The sequence below is a fragment of the Streptomyces albidus (ex Kaewkla and Franco 2022) genome, assembly GCF_013870515.1.
GTDB lineage: Bacteria > Actinomycetota > Actinomycetes > Streptomycetales > Streptomycetaceae > Streptomyces > Streptomyces albidus.
Map to the genome: position 1 here is coordinate 1 of NZ_JACBXA010000107.1, position 18286 is coordinate 18286.

An 18286-nucleotide genomic window follows, 5' to 3' on the forward strand; every position below is an offset into this window, starting at 1 on the left:
GGTCTCTCCGATCCCGCCGTCACCACTGCCGGCTCCGGCGTCGCCCTCGTTCTCGTCGCTCTCGTCGCTCGAGCCCTCGTGGTCCTGCGAGTCCTCGGTCGCGGGCAGCAGCGCCAGCGTGCACAGCGGGTGGCGGCGGCTCACGCTGCCGAGGGTGCGTTCCTTCGCCCGGAGCAGCAGTCCGTCCGCGTGCATCACCTTGTCGCTTCCGACGACGGCGGCCGCGACGATGGACGGGGCGGCGGTGTCGGAGTCGGAGAGCACGGTCGTCGTGGCGTCCGCGGCGCCGCTGCCCGCGGGGCCGGCGGGCCGGGTCCCGCTCAGCCGGGCCGCCCTGTCCAGCAGGTCCGCCAGATAGCGGCCCAGGTTGCGGTTGAACATCCGGATGACCAGGCGCACTTGAGGGTTGATGCGGCGGGCGCGCAGCGCGATGTAGATGTTCAACTGGTCGTCGCCGGAAGTGATCGCCAGCGCGCTGGCCCGCTCTATGCCCGCCCGGATCAGCGCCGCGTCGTCGGGGACGCCGGCCTCGACCGCCTCCACGGACAGCTCGGGCGCGCTCACCAGTTCGGCGATCTGCGGCCCGTGGTTGCCGCCGCGCAGCGAAGGCAGGACGACGGTCACGTGCTGCCGGTAGACGGTGGCCAGTTCCCTGCAGATCCGCTGCGCGAGGGCGTTGTCACCGCAGACGACCATGTGTCCCCGCAGGCCGCCGCGCCCTAGGCTGCTGTCCATGGTTGCCAAGGACAGTTCCCCCCTGAACATCTGTGTCTTCTGCTCGGCCGCCGAGCTCGACCCCGTATACACCGAGCCCGCACGCGAGTTCGCCGAGCTTATCGGCAGCCGCGGACATTCACTGGTGTGGGGAGGATCCGACGTCGGCCTGATGAAGGTCGTGGCCGACGGCGTTCAGGGCGCGGGAGGACGCCTCGTCGGGATCTCCGTGGAGTTCCTGGAAGGAGTGGCCCGCGAGGGCGCGGACGAGATGGTCGTCACCGCGAACCTGGCCGAACGGAAGGCCCAACTGCTGGAGCGCGCCGACGCGTTCGTGATCATGGTGGGCGGCACGGGAACGCTGGACGAGGCCACCGACATCATGGAGCTCAAGAAGCACGGACTGCACGCCAAGCCCGTCGTGCTGCTCAACACCGCGGGCTACTACGACGGGCTGCACCAGCAACTCCTCCGCATGGAGGCCGAAGGCTTCCTGCCCGTTCCGCTGTCCGAGCTGGTCTCCTTCGCGGACGACGGCGCGCGGGCGCTCGAGCTGCTGGAGGCGTGACGGCGGGCCCGGTGCACTCCCGGCCGGGCCGGTCCGTCACACGCTCACTTCCGGTTGTACAGGCGCATGGTGAGCGTCCCGAACACCCCGATCAGTACGGCTCCGGAGATCAACGTCCAGCTGATCTCGTGCCCGATCCACTCGCCCTGCATCAGTCCGCGTACGGCCGCGACGAGATGGGTGACCGGGTTGACGTCCACGAACGCCTGAAGCCAACCCGGCATCGTCCTCGGCTCGACCAGGATGTTGCTGAGGAAGGTGAGGGGGAAGAGCACCATCATGCTCACGCCCATCACGGACTTCTCCGTGCGCAGCAGCAGCCCGAACATGGTCCACAGCCAGGAGAAGGCGAAGGAGAAGGCCACCAGGAGCGCGATGCCGGCGAGCACCCCGAACACCCCGCCCGCCGGCCGGAAGCCGAGGACCAGGCCGACGGCGAGGATGACCACCGACGCCATGGTGTAGCGGAACGCGTCACCCAGGAGGTAGCCCACCATCGGGGCGGGCCGCCAGATCGGGAGCGTACGGAACCGGTCGAACACCCCTTTCTCGATGTCGGTGTTGACCGAGACGCCCGTGTACATGGTCGTCATCACGACGCTCATCACCATGATGCCCGGCAGCAGGAACTGCAGGTACTCAGTGGTCGAGCCCGCCAGGGCACCACCGAAGAGGTACGTGAACATCAGCGTCATCATGATCGGGAAAGCGGTCACGTCGAAGAGCTGCTCGGGCACGTGCTTGATCTTCAGCATGGCCCGCCAGCCGAAGGTCATGCTGACTGCCAGCGCGCCGGGGCGTGCGGGCCGCTGCCCTGCGGCGAGCACGGCTGACAGCCCGTCACGGCCGCTTCTCGCGGGCCGGGGTACGGCTGCGCGGGCGGCGGGCGTGGGGGCGGATGCGGGTGAAGCGCTCATGGTGTCGCCTCCTCGGCGGCCTGACCGTTGCGTGAACGGCCTTTCTGGGAGGGGGTGTTCAGGGGAGAGCCGTGGCCGGCTCGGCCGTTTTCCGGCTGCTCGTCGTGCGCAGGGCGGTCGGTGAGGGCGAGGAAGACCTCGTCCAGGCTGGGCTGACCCAGCGAGAAGTGGTCCACCGTGATTCCGGAGCGGCTGAGTTCCGCAAGGGCCAGGGCGGCCTGCTCGGCGGCGCCCCGTTCGGTGCCGCCCCCCTGCACGCGCGCGGTGAGCGCCACCGGGTCGGACTCCGGCTGCACCTGGGCGGCGAGCGTCTGCGAGAGGACGCGTCGCGCCTCCTCCCGCTGCCCCGCGTCACGCAGCCGCAGATGCACCGAACCCGCGCCCACGGAGGACTTCAACTGCCCCGGGGTGCCCTCCGCGATGACCCTGCCGTGATCGATGACGGCGATGCGGCCGGCGAGTTGGTCGGCCTCGTCCAGGTACTGCGTGGTCAGCAGCACCGTGGTGCCCTGCGCGACGACGGCGCGCACGATGTCCCACACCTGGTTCCTGCTCCGGGGGTCGAGACCGGTGGTGGGCTCGTCCAGGAACAGCAGGTCCGGCGTGTTCAGGATGCTGGCCGCGATGTCGATGCGGCGGCGCATGCCGCCCGAGTACTGCTTGACCTGGCGTCCGGCGGCATCCGTCAGCCCGAAGGACTCCAGCAGCAGTCCCGCCCGCTTGCGCGCCGCGGGCTTGGAGTGTCCGAGCAGGCGTGCCAGCAGTACGAGGTTCTCCGTACCGGTCAGATCCTCGTCGACCGAGGCGTACTGCCCGGTGAGGCTGACGCGGGTGCGTACGGCGTCCGCCTCACGCACCACGTCGTGCCCGAACACCCGTGCCTCGCCGCCGTCCGGGCGCAGCAGCGTGGCCAGCATCTTCACGGCGGTGGTCTTGCCCGCGCCGTTGGGACCGAGCACGCCGTAGAGGGTGCCGGCGGGGACCCGCAGGTCGATGCCGTCCACGGCGCGGTTGTCGCCGAAGACCTTCACCAGTCCTCTTGTTTCGATCGCCGGACCGTCCGGCTCCCGCGACGAGGTGCTCCTCGCGGCCTCGGTTCGCATCGCTGGCCTCCCTGATCTCGTGCCCGCATCCTGTACGGCCCCGTACGGGCGCCGCCCAGCTCACAGCCGACAGACCCGGCCCGGCACCGAAACTCATCGGTGGAATGCCTTCGTCCGGTGACCGCTTCGCCACCACGCGACCGGCTGCGGGAACATGGGGGCATGGCAACGCATCTGATCACCGGCGCCGGCTCCGGCATCGGCGCCACCGTCACCGGGCGCCTCCTCGAACGCGGCGACGAACTGTGGCTGCTGGCACGCGACGCCGGCCGGGCGAAGGAACTCGCGGAGCGCTTCCCCGGCGCCCGTACTCTCGTCGGCGATCTCGACGAGCCCGGGCGGCTCTCGTGGGCGCTCAGCCACCAGGAACTGCCCGCACAGCTGGACTCCCTCCAGCACATCGCCGGCGTCGTCGAACTCGGCGAGGTCGCCGAACTGACGCCCAAGGTCTGGGACGTCACGCTTGCCGCGAACCTGGTCGCGCCCGCCGAACTGACGCGGCTGCTGCTGCCCCAGCTCCGGCTGGCCCGGGGCCACGTCCTCTTCGTCAACTCCGGAGCCGGGCTCCGCGCCAACCCGCAGTGGGCCGCGTACGCCGCCAGCAAGCACGGCCTGAAGGCGCTCGCGGACGCGCTGCGCGCCGAGGAGAACGGCAACGGCATCCGCGTCACGTCGGTCTACCCCGGACGCACCGCCACGCCCATGCAGGAGAAGGTGCACCGTCAGGAAGGCCGGGAGTACGACCCGGAGCGCTGGATCACGCCCGACGCCGTCGCGACGACGCTGCTGACCGCGCTGGACCTGCCGCGCAGCGCCGAAGTCACCGACCTGACCGTGAAGCCGTCCGCATGAGCACCGCCGCGGCCGGTACGGACGGGCACACGGACAAGTGGGGGAACGGGCGCTTCTCCTGGGGCACCGCGGCAGCGACGGGTATCGGCTCGATGCCCGGTGAGGACGCACGCGAGGCGGCCCGTACGGTCACCGGCACGCTGGAGTCCTTCGCCTTCCTCCCCGAACTCCCCGCACGCGGGCCCGGCGCCGACATGACCGGACGCACCATCGGGCTGCTCGCGGAGCTGTACGCGCACGTCGAGCCCAGCGGCTGGCGCCTGAGCGACCGGCCGGGCAGGGACACCCGGCGGGCACGGTCCTGGATGGGCGAAGACCTGGACGCCCTGGAGGAGTTCACTCAGGGCTCGGGCGGAGGCTACGAGGGTGCGCTGAAGGTCTCCGCGGTCGGCCCGTGGACCCTGGCGGCCACCCTGGAGCGCCGGGGCGGCGAGGCCGTCCTGGGCGACGCGGGTGCCTGCCGTGATGTGGCGGCGTCCCTCACGGAGGGCCTGCGGGACCATCTCGCGGACGTGCGGCGCCGGGTGCCCGGCGCACGGCTCGTACTGCAGCTGGACGAGCCGTCGTTGACGGCCGTGCTGCGGGGCGAGGTGCCCACGGCCAGCGGCTACCGCAGCCACGGGGCGGTGGACCGCGTGGTGGCCGAAGGGGCATTGCGGGAGTTGATCGAAGGCATCGGCGGCGGCGACGGCGGTGGAGTGTCCGTCGTCGTGCACTCGTGCGCACCGTCGCCTCCGTTCGGACTGCTGCGGCGGGCCGGCGTCACAGGCGTCTCCTTCGACGCGGCGCTGCTCACCGAGCGTGAGGACGAAGTGCTCGGCGAGGCCGTCGAAGGCGGCACGGCGCTCTTCGCGGGAGTGGTGCCGGGCCGCGACCCGGCGTCGGGCCGATTGTCAGACCCTGCCGGTAGCGTCAGTGGTGTCAGGACGCTGTGGCGCAGGCTCGGGCTGTCCCCGGCCCTCCTCGCGGAGTCGGTCGTGGTCACTCCGGCGTGCGGTCTCGCCGGTGCTTCGCCCGCGTACGCGCGTGCGGCCCTCGCCCACTGCGTCCGGGCCGCGAGATCCCTCGCTGACAACCCTGAGTAACGGGAGGACGAGACGGTGGCCGGCAATCAGCATGCGGCAGTGCCCGCCGAGGCGCGGGAGCAGCATCAGCGACTGGCGGAGCAGATCGAGGAACACCGCTTCCGTTACTACGTACGGGACGCACCGGTCGTCAGCGACGCCGAGTTCGACCGGCTGCTGCGCGAGCTCGAGGCCGTGGAGGCCGAGCACCCGGAGCTGGTCACGCCCGATTCGCCCACGCAGAAGGTCGCCGGGCAGTACGAGACGGAGTTCACCGAAGTCGCCCACCAGGAGCGGATGCTCTCCCTGGACAACGCCTTCGACGACACGGAGCTGGGCGAGTGGGAGGAGCGCGTCCGCCGTGAACTGGAGGGCGTTCAGCACCACTTCCTCTGCGAGCTCAAGATCGACGGCCTGGCGGTCAACCTCACCTACGAACGGGGCCGTCTGACCCGCGCGGCCACCCGCGGGGACGGCCGTACCGGCGAGGACATCACGCCGAACGTGCGCACCATCTCCGACATCCCCGAGCGGCTGACCGGCGAGCGCGTGCCCGATCTCGTCGAGGTCCGAGGCGAGGTCTTCTTCCCGATGGAGGGCTTCGAGGAACTGAACGCACGTCTGGTGGCGGCCGGCGAGAAGCCGTTCGCCAACCCGCGCAACGCCGCGGCCGGTTCACTCCGCCAGAAGGACCCGAAGGTCAGCGCGTCCCGTCCGCTGCACATGGTGGTCCACGGCATCGGCGCCCGTGAGGGCTTCGAGATCGACAGCCTCAGCCATGCATACGACCTGCTGCGCGAGTGGGGCCTGCCCACCTCGACGCACACCAAGGTCGTCGACGGGCTGGCGGGCGTCCGCGAGTTCATCGCTTACTACGGCGAGCACCGGCACTCCGTGGCGCACGAGATCGACGGTGTCGTGGTGAAGCTGGACGAGGTGCGGCTCCAGGGCCGTCTGGGCTCGACCTCCCGCGCCCCGCGCTGGGCCATCGCCTGGAAGTACGCGCCGGAAGAGGTGAACACCAAGCTGGTCGACATCCGTGTCGGCGTTGGCCGTACGGGCCGGGTCACGCCGTTCGCGGTGGTGGAGCCGGTGACGGTCGCGGGCTCCGAGGTCGAGTTCGCCACCTTGCACAACCAGGAGGTGGTCAGGTCCAAGGGCGTCCTCATCGGTGACACGGTCGTGCTGCGCAAGGCCGGTGACGTCATCCCGGAGATCCTTGGCCCCGTGGCCGACCTGCGGGACGGCAGCGAGCGGGAGTTCGTCATGCCCGACCGGTGCCCCGACTGCGGGACGGAGCTGCGCCCCATGAAGGAGGGCGACATCGACCTGCGCTGTCCCAACGCCCGTTCCTGCCCTGCCCAGTTGAGGGAGCGCCTGTTCTATCTCGCGGGCCGCAAGTGTCTCGACATCGAGCACTTCGGCTACGTGGTGGCCACGGCTCTGACGCAGCCGCTGGAGCCGGCAGAGCCGCCGCTGAAGGACGAGGGCGGCCTCTTCGACCTGGAGGTCTCCGACCTGCTGCCCATCAGGTCCTTCGTGCTCGACCCGGACAGCGGGCTGCCCAAGCGTGATCCGGAGACCGGCGAGGAGAAGGTCGTCACCCTCTTCGCCAACAAGCAGGGGGAGCCCCGCAAGAACACCCTCTCGATGCTGGAGCACATCAAGGCCGCCAAGGAGCGTCCGCTGGCCCGGATCATCACGGGGCTCTCCATCCGGCACGTGGGTCCGGTCGCGGCCGAGGCTCTGGCCCGTGAGTTCCGCTCGGTGGAGCGGATCGCCGAGGCGGACGAGGCCGAGCTGGCGGCCACGGAGGGCGTCGGCCCGACCATCGCGGCTTCGCTGAAGGCCTGGTTCGCGGAGGACTGGCATCGCGAGATCGTCGAACGCTGGCGTTCTGCGGGCGTGAGGATGGAGGAGGAGGGCTCGGCAGAGGCAGGCCCGAGGCCCCTGGAGGGGATCACCGTCGTCGTCACCGGGACGCTCGCGACGCTCACACGGGACAGCGCCACGGCGGCGCTCCAGGAGCGGGGTGCGAAGGTGACCGGATCCGTTTCGAAGAAGACCGGCTTCGTGGTCGTCGGTGAGAGTCCGGGGTCGAAATATGACAAGGCCGTCCAGTTGAAGGTGCCTATTTTGGACGATGACGGACTCGCCGTTCTGCTGGAGCAAGGGCCGGACGCCGCACGCGAAGTGGCTGAAAAACACCCCGAATAGGGCACTGTGGGTCCGCCAACTCCTCCCTTTTTCCCCGGTGTTGTACGCCCGTCACAGGTGTCCCATGCGTTTACGCCAGGGTATGCACTCAGGAGCCGCACAGTTATCGGTTGTTGCTCCCGAATGGGGCTGGATCAGCCGGGTCGCACATAGTCAACCCGGGCCGATCGCTGCCCTGGCAGCGGTGTGCGGCCTACTGTTGATGTGTGTGCCTGGTTGGCGAGCAGGCACGGACGGCTGCGAGAGGGACGGGCATGCAGGAAATTCCTGGGGGCCACGGCCCCCCGTACTCCAGCTCGTCCGACGGCACGAGCGGTAGTGCGGGGACCACGGCGGGAGCGGAGGACGCGCCGTGGGTGCAGCGCCTGGCGGCGCTGCGCGTGCCCGGGCTGCCTGTGCTCGTCGTCGTCGGAGCGTGCATCGCACTCGGCACGGGCGTCTTCCGTGTCGTGACGGAAGGGAAGGCGCTCTTCCCCGACGCCGTCACGGGCTGGTCGCTGGCGGTGCTCACCGGCATCATCGTCGGGCACCTCGTGGCGCTCGGCCGTGACCGCTGGTGGGGAGGCACAGGTTCGGGGGCGGCGCTGACGCTGGCGATCCTGCTCCTCAACGGCTGGGTGCCGGCGGTCCTGGTCAGCCTGTCCGTCGTCGTGCTGGTCGGTGCGGCACGTCGCCGCCGGTGGCGCCAGGCGGTGGTGCACGGCGCCGTCGACATCCTCGGCATCGGCGCGGCTGCCCTGGCGCTGAGCGCGTTCGGCGTCCACCCCTCCGTCGAGCACCCCTGGAAGCCCGAGGACTGGGGCTACTTCGCGCTCCCCGAGGTCGTCCTCACGGCCTGCGCCTATTTACTGGCCACCCGCACGCTGCTGTGGTTCTCCTACAGCCACCGCAAGGCGGGGCTGCCCACTGCGCTGCGCAGGTCCCTGATGCGCCAGGGGCTCGTCGCCCTCGCACTGCTGGGCATCTCACCGCTGATCGCTGTGGTCGCCGCCTCCCGGCCCGTGCTGCTCCCGCTGTTCGCGGTGCCGCTCATCGCGCTGGACTCCACCCTGTGGATCGCGCGCGTCCGGGCGGAGGAGGCCCTCCGCGATCCGCTCACCGGGCTCCCCAACCGCCAGTGGCTGCTGGAGCGCACCTGGTCGGCGCTGGACGAGGCCGACCGTACGGAAGCGCGTTCCGCGCTCGTCCTCATCGACCTCGACCGCTTCCGCTCCGTCAACGACACCCTGGGCCATCTCGCGGGCGACAGGCTGCTGTTGAAGATCGCGGAGCGGCTGCGGGCCGCCCTGCCGCGGGGCGCGGAGGCGGCCCGGCTCGGCGGCGACGAGTTCGCGGTGCTCCTGCCGCTCGCCGACTCGACGACCAGCGCCATCCGCGCCGCCCGCAGTCTGGTGTCCGCGCTGGGCTCCCCCCTGGACCTGGACGGGCTGACCCTGGTCCTGGAGGCCAGCGCGGGTGTGGCCGTCTTCCCCGACCACGCCCGTGAGGCGGAGGGGCTGCTGCGCCGCGCCGACGTCGCGATGTACGAGGCCAAGCGGGACCGCACGGGCGTGGAGGTCTACGAGGCCACGCGCGACAGCAACACCCCTGACAGGCTGGGCCTGTTGGCCGACCTGCGGCGTGCCCTCGACGCCGGCGAGGTCGAGCTGCACTACCAGCCGAAGGTCGGCTTCGACGGCGTCGTCTCCGGCCTGGAGGCCCTGGTGCGCTGGGTGCATCCCGAGCGTGGCCGCGTCCCTCCGGACGAGTTCATCGCGATAGCCGAGACGTCGGGGCTGATGCCCCGGCTGACGGAGTACGTGCTGGAGACGGCACTCGCCCAGGTCGCCCGGTGGCGCTCGGACGGGCTGACCGTTCCCGTCGCGGTGAACGTCTCTCCCCGTGACGTGCACGCACCCGGCTTCGCAGGGGCCGTCGCCGGGCGACTCGCCCGGCACGGAGTCCCTGCCGGGGCACTCCAGTTGGAGATCACCGAGCACGTCCTGCTGGAGGACCCGCAGCGCGCGGCCGACACCCTCGCGGCGCTGGCCGGGCACGGCGTGAAGATGTCGCTGGACGACTTCGGCACCGGCTACTCCTCGCTCGTTCACCTGCGGCGGCTCCCGGTCAGCGAGTTGAAGATCGACCGCTCGTTCGTCGCGCGGCTCGCGGTGGACGCCGAGGACGCAGAGATCGTCCGCTGCACGGTCGACCTGGCCCACTCGCTGGGTCTGCTGGTCGTGGCCGAGGGCGTCGAGGACGACGAGACGTGGGAGCGCCTGCGGGACCTGGGCTGTGACGCCGTCCAGGGCTGGCTCGTGGCGGCGGCGATGCCGCCGGACGAGACGACGGCATGGCTGCGTGCCCGCGACGGTGTGCCGCACTCGCTGGAACAGGCCCCCGCCCGGCCGCAGTTGGAGTGCGGTTCCTCGCACACGCAGACCCCCGGCCACTCCCACACGCAGATCACCGGCCACTCCCGGCCCAACCCGGGCTCCACCGGCGGGAGTCCCCGCCCGCCCGGGCCGCCTTCCGCCCCCAGCGGGTCCGCGCACGACGCGAACCGCCCCACGGGCTGGCAGCCGGTCCAGTAGCCCTCCATGTCCACGGGCGCACGGAACTGCACCGTGCACCCGTGGACATGGTGTCCGGCGGCTGTCCCGGCCCTGGGGTGCGCCGTGTGCTGAGCGCTTTGAGTCCCGGCTGTGCCGCGGCCCGCTCTCCGAGCGCACAGGCGGGCGGTCACCGACGATCACGAACAGCCCCGGTCGCGGTGAGAACCGGGCGAGGAGTCGCTGCGGGGGAGTGTCCGGCGAGACGTGCGCGCCCTCCAGGAGGGGTGAGCTGCGAGAGCTCCTCGGCCTTCCGGCAGCCCCTCGTCAGAATTTTCGTCCCCCCGCTCGCAGCCCGCTCACGGCCCCCGGGGCGTACCTCCGCAGGGCGGTGCCTCCCGCCCTGCGGCACGTACCCGTCGGCAGGAGCCATAGGATTGGGGCGGACAATCCAACACTCACCCAGAGGACCGCTGCATGCCTGGCATCTCGCGCGAGGAGGTCGCCCACCTCGCCCGGCTGGCGCGCCTGGAGCTGAAGGCCGAAGAGCTCGATCACTTCGCCGCACAGCTCGACGACATCATCGGTGCTGTCGCCACCGTCTCCGACGTCGCCGCCGAGGACGTACCGCCGACCTCCCACCCGCTGCCGCTCACGAATGTCATGCGCCCGGACGAGGTTCGTCCGAGCCTGACCCCCGAGCAGGCGCTCTCCGGAGCCCCGGCCCAGGAGCAGCAGCGTTTCAAGGTGCCGCAGATCCTCGGGGAGGACTGATCGCGATGGCCGATCTGACAAGACTGACCGCCGCGCGTACGGCGGAGATGATCGCGAGCGGTGAGGTCACCGCAGTAGAGGTCACCGAGGCGCATCTCGCCCGGATCGACGCCGTGGACGAGAAGGTCCACGCGTTCCTGCACGTCGACCGCGAAGGCGCCCTCGCCAAGGCGCGCGAGGTCGACGCGAAGCGGGCGCGCGGCGAGCAACTCGGCCCGCTGGCCGGGGTGCCGCTGGCGCTGAAGGACCTCTTCACGACCAAGGGCGTTCCCACGACCGTCGGTTCGAAGATCCTCGAGGGCTGGATCCCGCCGTACGACGCGACCGTGGTCCGGAAGCTGAAGGAGGCGGACGTCGTCATCCTCGGCAAGACCAACATGGACGAGTTCGCCATGGGGTCCTCCACCGAGAACAGCGCGTACGGCCCCAGCGGCAACCCGTGGGACCTGACCCGCGTCCCGGGCGGTTCCGGCGGCGGTTCCTCCGCCGCGCTCACCGCGTACGAGGCGCCGCTGGCCATCGGCACCGACACCGGCGGCTCCATCCGCCAGCCCGCCGCCCTCACCGGCACCGTGGGCGTCAAGCCGACCTACGGCGGGGTGTCGCGCTACGGCATGGTCGCCTTCTCCTCCTCCCTCGACCAGGGCGGGCCCTGCGCCCGTACCGTCCTGGACGCCGCGCTCCTGCACTCGGTGATCGCGGGGCACGACGAGATGGACTCCACCTCCATCGACCAGCCCGTCCCGGACGTCGTCGCAGCCGCTCGCAACGGCGACGTGTCGGGCCTGCGGGTCGGCGTCGTCACGGAGTTCCGCGGCGAGGGGTACCAGGCGGGCGTGCTCCAGCGCGTCGACGAGACGGTCGAGTTGCTGCGTGAGCTGGGCGCCGAGGTCGTCGAGGTCTCCTGCCCGTCGTTCACGAAGGCGCTGGCCGCCTACTACCTGATCGCACCCTCCGAGTGCTCCTCCAACCTCGCCCGCTTCGACGCCATGCGCTACGGGCTGCGGGTGGGCGACGACGGTGAGCACTCCGCGGAGGAGGTCACCGCGCTGACCCGCGAAGCGGGCTTCGGGGACGAGGTCAAGCGCCGCGTCATGCTCGGCACGTACGCACTCAGCTCCGGCTACTACGACGCGTACTACGGCTCGGCGCAGAAGGTGCGCACGCTGATCACCCGCGACTTCGAGCGGGCCTTCGGGCAGGTGGACGTACTCGTCTCGCCCACGACCCCGACCACGGCCTTCCCGATCGGCGAGCGCGCCGACGACCCGATGGCCATGTACCTGGCCGACCTGTGCACCATCCCGTCCAACCTGGCCGGGAACGCCGCCATGTCCGTTCCGATCGGTCTGGCCGAGGAGGACGGCCTCCCCGTGGGGCTGCAGATCATCGCTCCGGCCATGGCCGATGACCGCCTCTATCGTGTCGGTGCGGCCCTGGAAGCCGCCCACCAGGCACGTTGGGGGCACCCGCTGCTTGAGGAGGCACCGTCGCTGTGAGTGGAATGCTGCAGAAGGCCAAGGGCCAGAAGAAATCCAGGATCGGCATGTACGTGTCCATCGCGAGCTCCCTCTTCGGGGTCGTCGGCACGATCAAGCGCGGCAGGGAGGCCCGCCGCGAGGGAGACACACTCCAGCTGGTCGACGTGGCCGTCTCGGCGGCGGGCATCGTGACGGGCGTCGCGCTGCTCGTCCGGGAGCTGCGGCGGGTCGACCTCGACGATGTCCTCGCGGACGACTGAGAGGCATTTTTCCGTGACCGTCACTGAACTCGTGCCGTACGAGGACGCGTTGGCCACCTACGACCCCGTCATGGGGCTCGAGGTCCACGTCGAGCTCGGCACCGCCACGAAGATGTTCTGCGGCTGCTCGACCACTCTCGGGCAGGGCGCCAACAGCCAGACCTGCCCGACCTGCCTGGGTCTGCCCGGCGCGCTGCCGGTCGTCAACGCCGTCGGCGTCGAGTCCGCCATCCGCATCGGCCTCGCGCTCAACTGCGAGATCGCCGAGTGGTGCCGCTTCGCCCGGAAGAACTACTTCTATCCGGACATGCCGAAGAACTTCCAGACCTCCCAGTACGACGAGCCCATCGCCTTCGGCGGCCATCTCGACGTGCAGCTGGAGGACGGCGAGATCTTCCGCGTCGAGATCGAACGCGCGCACATGGAGGAGGACACCGGCAAGTCGACGCACATCGGCGGCGCGACGGGCCGGATCCACGGCGCCTCGCACTCGCTGCTCGACTACAACAGGGCCGGCATCCCGCTGATCGAGATCGTCACCAAGCCGATCGAGGGCGCCGGCGAGCGCGCGCCCGAGGTGGCCAAGGCGTACGTCGCCGAACTGCGTGAGCTCATCAAGGCGTTGGGGGTCTCCGAGGCCCGCATGGAGATGGGCCAGATGCGCTGCGACGTGAACCTGTCGCTGCGTCCCAAGGGCCGGAAGGCCTTCGGCACGCGCAGCGAGACGAAGAACGTCAACTCGCTGCGCAGCGTGGAGCGCGCCGCCCGGTTCGAGGTGCAGCGCCACGCGGCCGTGCTCGACGCGGGCGAGACGATCATCCAGGAGACGCGGCACTTCCACGAGGAGAACGGCACCACCACCTCCGGCCGCGTCAAGGAAGAGGCGGAGGACTACCGCTACTTCCCCGAGCCGGACCTGGTGCCGGTCGCGCCCTCGCGCGAGTGGGTCGAGGAACTGCGCGCGACCCTCCCGGAGTTGCCGCGGCTGCGACGCAACCGGCTGCGCGAGGAGTGGGGCATCTCCCAGCACGAGATGCAGTCCGTGCTCAACGCGGGAGCGGTCGATCTGATCGTCGCCACGGTCGAGGCGGGTGCCCCCGCTGACCAGGCGCGCAAGTGGTGGATGGGCGAACTCGCCCGTCGCGCCAACGAGTCCGGCACCGACCTCGCCGAGCTGCCCATCGGGCCGGAGGAGGTCGCACGGGTCTGCGCGCTCGTCGAGGAGGGTTCGCTCAACGACAAGCTGGCGCGCCAGACCATCGAAGGCGTCCTGGACGGCGAGGGATCGCCCGACGACGTAGTGGAGAAGCGCGGCCTCAAGGTCGTCTCCGACGAAGGCGCCCTGGGCACGGCGGTGGACGAGGCGATCGCCGGCAACGCCGCCATCGCCGAGAAGATCCGCGGCGGCAAGGTGCAGGCGGCAGGTGCTCTCGTGGGTGCCGTCATGAAGGCCACCCGGGGTCAGGCGGACGCGGCGCGCGTGCGCGAGCTGATCCTGGAGAAGCTGGGCGTCGAGGGCTGACGACTGCCCGTCCGCGCGACGGGGAGGAAAGACGCAGGAGCCGGGGACGGTCCGTCACGGACCGTCCCCGCGCTGTGTCCGTACGCAGTGACCTGCACCTTCACAGGATCCTGCCGCGATGTGGCCATCAACACAAAGCTCGCAATGGATCTTCGAACGATGTCACGCTGCCAGGACGGTCACATAACGGCGGCATCACGGCTGCCTCGTCTTCGCCCCGCTCGCACCGAACCGGCAGCCCGGTAGGGAGAGCGCCATCGCCCCCTCTCCGGGAAGGTCGAACACCTATGACGGCTCTCGCCCGCTGGTGCCTGCGCCGCCGTCTGGTCGTCGTGCTGATGTGGTGCGCAGTACTGGTGGGCGTGGCCACGTCCGCGGTCCTGACCGGTTCGGCCTACTCGAATCAGTACGACGTCCCCGGTACCGAGTCCGGACGCGCCAACACGCTCCTCAGCCAGGGCTTCCCCGAACGCTCGGGCGACAGCGACACCATCGTCTGGAAGACGGGCTCCCCGGAGAAGACGGACCCGGGCAACGACAGCGTCCGTGACGCCCAGGTCAAGAAGGCGATGAGCAAGGCCCTCGACGACGTCGACGCCCTGCCCGGAGTGAGCGCTGTCAGCAGCCCGTACGGCGACGCGGCGGGGGCGTCCGCCGAACGGCCTGACCGCTCCGGCGGGCAGCAGGAACACGAGGAACGCATCAGCCGCGACGGCCGTACCGCCTACGCGACGATCACCTTCGACGCCCCCGTCGAGAAGCTGCAGAAGAAGGACGTGCAGCCCGTCATCGACGCCGCACAGCGCGGGGGCGACGACGTGCGGGGCCTGGACGTGGAACTCGGCGGGCAAGCCATCGGCCTCACCGAGGAGGAGGGCGGGCACATGGCCGAAGCCGTCGGCATCGGTGTCGCGGCCGTCGTGCTGCTCATCGCCCTCGGCTCCTTCTCGGCGATGCTGCTGCCCCTGCTGACCGCCCTCGTCAGCGTCGGCACCGCCACCCTCGGGATCGGACTGCTCAGCCATGTGATGACGGTCGCCGACTTCGCACCGATGCTGGGAACCCTGATCGGGCTCGGCGTCGGCATCGACTACGCGCTCTTCATCATCACCCGTCACCGTCGCGGTCTGAAGGAGGGCCTGCCGGTCGCGGAAGCCGCGCAGCGGGCGGTCGCCTCGGCCGGACGTGCCGTCGTCTTCGCCGGTGTCACGGTCTGCATAGCGCTGATGGGCATGCTCGTACTCCAGCTGAGCTTCCTCAACGGCGTCGCCGTGGCCGCCTCGCTGACGGTGGTGCTCGCGGTGCTCGCCTCGATGACCCTGGTGCCCGCGATGCTCGGAGTGATCGGCATGCGCGCCCTGAGCAGGCGGGAGAGGAAACGGCTCGCCGAGCACGGCCCCGAGGTGCACGTGGATCTCATGGACGCCGAGGAGGTCGAGGACGGCTCCGAGACGAGGACGCGGGTACGCGCCGGACTGACGGCTCGCTGGTCCGCCTTCGTCTCGCGCCACCCGCGCCTCCTCGGCGGGTTCGCCGCAGCGGTGATGGTGGTGCTGGCCGTGCCCATGTTCGGGCTGCAGCTCGGCACCTCCGACCAGGGCAACAACCCCTCCACCGCCACCACTCGGCAGGCGTACGACATGCTCGGCGACGGCTTCGGCCCCGGCACGAACGGGCCGCTGACACTGGTCGGCGAGATCGACAGCGCCGCTTCGAAGCTCGCCTTCGAGGAGCTGCCGGAGAAGCTGCGGGGCGTCGAGGGCGTCGCCCAGGTCTCCGGAGGGGAACTCAACGGCAACGGCAGCACGGGAGTGATCACCGTCGTCCCGGACAGCGCCCCGCAGGCTGAGGAGACCTCTGAGCTGGTCGAACGGCTGCGCACCGACGTGCTGCCGGAGTCCACCGACTCCAACTCGCTGGACGTCCACGTCGGAGGCGTCACCGCCGCACACGACGACTTCGCCGACGTGATTCTCGGCAAGCTGCCCCTGTTCGTGGGAGTCGTGGTCTCGCTGGGATGCGCCCTGCTGCTGCTCGCCTTCCGCAGCATCGGGATTCCGCTGAAGGCGGCCCTGATGAACGTGCTGGCGGTCTCCGCCGCCTGCGGAATCGTCGTCGCGGTCTTCCAGTGGGGGTGGGGCAGCGGCATGCTCGGGCTCGGCGGATCGGGGCCCATCGAGCCGTTCCTGCCGGTCATCATGGTGTCCGTGCTCTTCGGGCTGTCCATGGACTACCAGGTCTTCCTGGTCAGCCGCATGTACGAGGAATGGCGCCTGACCGGTGACAACTGCAGATCGGTTCGGGTCGGCCTCGCCGAGACGGGGCGGGTCATCAACTCCGCCGCCGTGATCATGATCGCGGTCTTCGGAGCCTTCGTGCTCAGCGGCGACCGGATCATCGCGATGTTCGGCATCGGGCTCGCCTCCGCCGTCGCTCTGGACGCCTTCGTGCTGCGTACGCTGCTCGTCCCCGCGCTCATGCACATGCTCGGCGGCGCGAACTGGTGGCTCCCCGCGTGGCTGGAGAAGCGGCTGCCACGGCTGAGCATCGAGCCGGAACCGGTTCCCGAGAAGGTGCCGGAACTCCTTCCGGAACCGGTCGGCGCCGTCGCTACGACAACGGTTCCGCAACCACGTGCGGAACTCTCATCCGACTCTCAGAAACGGCCCCTACGGTGACGCCCCATGGCTACCGAGACAACGAAGACTGACAAGAGCGAAGACACCGGCACCACCCCGGAGGCCGAGGACAAGCCCACGGCTGCCGTGGCGAGTGAGCCCGAGGCCCCGGCTGCGGCCGATGACCACGCTTCCGATGACGATCTGGCAGATGACGACCGCGTCATAGTCACCGAGCAGCCGACAGGGCTGCGCAGCAGCGGACTGGGGGCCGGCGCAGCCGCGGTCGTCAGCGCCGCACTGGGGCTGTCCTCCCTCACGGGCACCTCGCTGAGCGAGATGCTGCGTGAGCGCAAGCAGCTCATCGGCCAGATCGAGAGCAGCGCACAGCCGCCGAGCGGTGGCGGTGGCGGCGGTGACCAGATCAGCGCCCTGTACGGCGCCCCCTGGCACGCCAGCGCCCTCTTCAACGGGATATTCGCGCTGCTCGCCGTCGTCGTGGGCGGTGTGCTTCTCGCCCTCGTCGCCAACCGTGCCGAGACGCGTTCCTGGGTGAAGTCGGTCGCGCTGGGCGGCGTCATCCTCGGAGTGATCGGCCTCCTCATCGCGGGCGGCATGTACTTCGACCTCTTCGCCAGCCCGCCCAAGGTTCCCGGCCAGCCTTCCTGACGGCTGGTCCCGTACGGCCGTGAGCCGGCCGGGGGCGCACACCCACCGGTGATCCCGATCCACCGGAGGCGGGCCCCCGGCCCTCACGAGCCGTTTCCGAGCTGCGCCCGCACTCGGACCCGGGCTGCGCGCTCAGCCCCGCAACGCCCGCCGGACGACCGCGCCCTCGGCGCTTCCCGGCCGCATCGCCCTGGCCCTCGCGAGCTGCGCCGCCCGACCCTTCGGGCTGCATCGCCCGGCCCTTCGGAGCCGCATCCCCCGGCCCTTCGGGCCTCGCCAATTCCGGGTCCTTACCCGCCCTCACCGCCCGGCTGAGTAGCCCCCGCGCCCCAGGCGGGACTTTGCCGGACACGCCCTAAGGCCCTGCACGTCCGCATAAGGCCCCTCACGTCCGTAAGACCGGGCAATCGCCCGATGTGGCGGACCCCCCTGGGAGACGAAGGTGGAGGCACGAAGAAAAGCCACCACCGACCGGGAGCACGAGATGTTCTACACCCAGGAAGCCGTACTTCTCCGCATCGCCGACCTCCGCCGTGAGGCCGAAGCCGAACGCAGAGCCCGTGCGCTCGCTGAAGCCGAGCGCGAGAGCAAGCGACAGGAGGAGGCGGAGAGCGAAGCCAGGAAGGCCAGGAAGGACTGGTCCACCGCCGCGTGAGAGCGGTGCCCGTGTCCTCCTCCGTCTCCCCTCAAGGGATATCGCCGGAAAAATCGCCTCCCGCGATGTCGGTCGCCGGTGTCATGCTTGGCGACGTGCAAGACGACTCCACCGTCAGCCCCGTCTTCGTCGGCCGCAGGGACGAACTGACCCTCCTCACAGATGCGCTCGCCCGCGCCGACGCGGGCGAGCCGCAGATGCTGCTGCTCGGCGGCGAGGCAGGCGTCGGCAAGACCCGCCTGCTGGAGGAGTTCCTGACCGCCGCCCGTGCCTCCGGAGCCACGGCCGCCGTCGGCGGCTGCCTCGAAGACACCGAGCACCCGAGCGAGGTGGACCTCTAC

General features: G+C 70.6%; 16 protein-coding genes. 13 read left to right on the forward strand and 3 right to left on the reverse strand.

What is annotated here, in order from left to right; all coding sequences use genetic code 11:
* Positions 1-735: NAD-binding protein (locus H5J26_RS17020; RefSeq protein ID WP_235980774.1), on the reverse strand; the 735-nt coding region annotated here is incomplete at its 3' end.
* 22 nt (positions 736-757) lie between these two features.
* Here H5J26_RS17020 and H5J26_RS17025 point away from each other — a divergent pair.
* On the forward strand, positions 758-1282 hold the full coding sequence (locus tag H5J26_RS17025) for a TIGR00730 family Rossman fold protein (RefSeq protein ID WP_181766734.1): 525 nt from the start codon (positions 758-760) through the stop codon (positions 1280-1282).
* A 44-nt stretch (positions 1283-1326) separates the two neighbouring features.
* Here the strand turns inward: H5J26_RS17025 and H5J26_RS17030 are convergent, their stop codons facing one another.
* On the reverse strand, positions 1327-2199 hold the full coding sequence (locus H5J26_RS17030) for an ABC transporter permease (protein ID WP_181766720.1): 873 nt from the start codon (positions 2197-2199) through the stop codon (positions 1327-1329).
* Complete coding sequence (locus tag H5J26_RS17035) at positions 2196-3302, reverse strand: ATP-binding cassette domain-containing protein (protein WP_181766721.1); 1107 nt, start codon at positions 3300-3302, stop codon at positions 2196-2198. Before H5J26_RS17035 ends, H5J26_RS17030 begins: the two co-directional genes overlap by 4 nt.
* Positions 3303-3464: 162 nt before the next feature.
* On the opposite strand from H5J26_RS17035, the gene H5J26_RS17040 reads away from it, so the two are divergent.
* The 12 genes from H5J26_RS17040 to H5J26_RS17095 form a co-directional block, all read left to right on the forward strand.
* Entirely contained in the window at positions 3465-4154 is a 690-nt protein-coding gene (locus H5J26_RS17040; RefSeq protein ID WP_181766722.1) for an SDR family oxidoreductase, read from the forward strand.
* Positions 4151-5239, forward strand: coding sequence for a methionine synthase (locus H5J26_RS17045; protein ID WP_181766723.1), 1089 nt, complete (start codon positions 4151-4153; stop codon positions 5237-5239). Before H5J26_RS17040 ends, H5J26_RS17045 begins: the two co-directional genes overlap by 4 nt.
* A 15-nt stretch (positions 5240-5254) precedes the next feature.
* The gene (gene ligA, locus H5J26_RS17050) at positions 5255-7435 is read left to right on the forward strand and encodes an NAD-dependent DNA ligase LigA (RefSeq protein WP_181766724.1); all 2181 of its coding nucleotides are present in this window, start codon (positions 5255-5257) and stop codon (positions 7433-7435) included.
* Positions 7436-7689: 254 nt separating this feature from the next.
* Positions 7690-10008: a putative bifunctional diguanylate cyclase/phosphodiesterase gene (locus tag H5J26_RS17055; RefSeq protein WP_181766725.1), complete on the forward strand. Its 2319-nt coding sequence runs from the start codon at positions 7690-7692 to the stop codon at positions 10006-10008.
* Positions 10009-10443: 435 nt separating this feature from the next.
* The gene (gatC, locus tag H5J26_RS17060; protein ID WP_181766726.1) at positions 10444-10740 is read left to right on the forward strand and encodes an Asp-tRNA(Asn)/Glu-tRNA(Gln) amidotransferase subunit GatC; all 297 of its coding nucleotides are present in this window, start codon (positions 10444-10446) and stop codon (positions 10738-10740) included.
* A gap of 5 nt (positions 10741-10745) precedes the next feature.
* Positions 10746-12239 carry an Asp-tRNA(Asn)/Glu-tRNA(Gln) amidotransferase subunit GatA gene (gene gatA, locus H5J26_RS17065; protein ID WP_181766727.1) on the forward strand — a complete coding sequence of 498 codons (1494 nt, stop codon included), beginning with the start codon at positions 10746-10748 and terminating at the stop codon, positions 12237-12239.
* A complete protein-coding gene (locus H5J26_RS17070; RefSeq protein WP_181766728.1) occupies positions 12236-12481 on the forward strand; it encodes a hypothetical protein in 246 nt (81 codons plus the stop codon). Before gatA ends, H5J26_RS17070 begins: the two co-directional genes overlap by 4 nt.
* Positions 12482-12494: 13 nt before the next feature.
* The gene (gene gatB / locus H5J26_RS17075; protein WP_181766729.1) at positions 12495-14003 is read left to right on the forward strand and encodes an Asp-tRNA(Asn)/Glu-tRNA(Gln) amidotransferase subunit GatB; all 1509 of its coding nucleotides are present in this window, start codon (positions 12495-12497) and stop codon (positions 14001-14003) included.
* A 287-nt stretch (positions 14004-14290) separates the two neighbouring features.
* On the forward strand, positions 14291-16681 hold the full coding sequence (locus tag H5J26_RS17080; protein ID WP_181766730.1) for an MMPL family transporter: 2391 nt from the start codon (positions 14291-14293) through the stop codon (positions 16679-16681).
* 6 nt (positions 16682-16687) lie between these two features.
* A complete protein-coding gene (locus H5J26_RS17085; protein ID WP_181766731.1) occupies positions 16688-17290 on the forward strand; it encodes a hypothetical protein in 603 nt (200 codons plus the stop codon).
* A gap of 442 nt (positions 17291-17732) precedes the next feature.
* Positions 17733-17945, forward strand: coding sequence for a hypothetical protein (locus H5J26_RS17090; RefSeq protein ID WP_181766732.1), 213 nt, complete (start codon positions 17733-17735; stop codon positions 17943-17945).
* A 65-nt stretch (positions 17946-18010) separates the two neighbouring features.
* Positions 18011-18286: AAA family ATPase (locus H5J26_RS17095; RefSeq protein WP_419183811.1), on the forward strand; the 276-nt coding region annotated here is incomplete at its 3' end.

Coding starts and splice junctions, on each gene's coding strand:
- H5J26_RS17030 (WP_181766720.1), bottom strand. CDS start 2,199: ATGAGCGCTTCACCCGCATCCGCCCCCACGCCCGCCGCCCGCGCAGCC.
- H5J26_RS17035 (WP_181766721.1), bottom strand. CDS start 3,302: ATGCGAACCGAGGCCGCGAGGAGCACCTCGTCGCGGGAGCCGGACGGT.
- H5J26_RS17040 (WP_181766722.1), top strand. CDS start 3,465: ATGGCAACGCATCTGATCACCGGCGCCGGCTCCGGCATCGGCGCCACC.
- H5J26_RS17045 (WP_181766723.1), top strand. CDS start 4,151: ATGAGCACCGCCGCGGCCGGTACGGACGGGCACACGGACAAGTGGGGG.
- H5J26_RS17055 (WP_181766725.1), top strand. CDS start 7,690: ATGCAGGAAATTCCTGGGGGCCACGGCCCCCCGTACTCCAGCTCGTCC.
- gatC (WP_181766726.1), top strand. CDS start 10,444: ATGCCTGGCATCTCGCGCGAGGAGGTCGCCCACCTCGCCCGGCTGGCG.
- gatA (WP_181766727.1), top strand. CDS start 10,746: ATGGCCGATCTGACAAGACTGACCGCCGCGCGTACGGCGGAGATGATC.
- H5J26_RS17080 (WP_181766730.1), top strand. CDS start 14,291: ATGACGGCTCTCGCCCGCTGGTGCCTGCGCCGCCGTCTGGTCGTCGTG.
- H5J26_RS17085 (WP_181766731.1), top strand. CDS start 16,688: ATGGCTACCGAGACAACGAAGACTGACAAGAGCGAAGACACCGGCACC.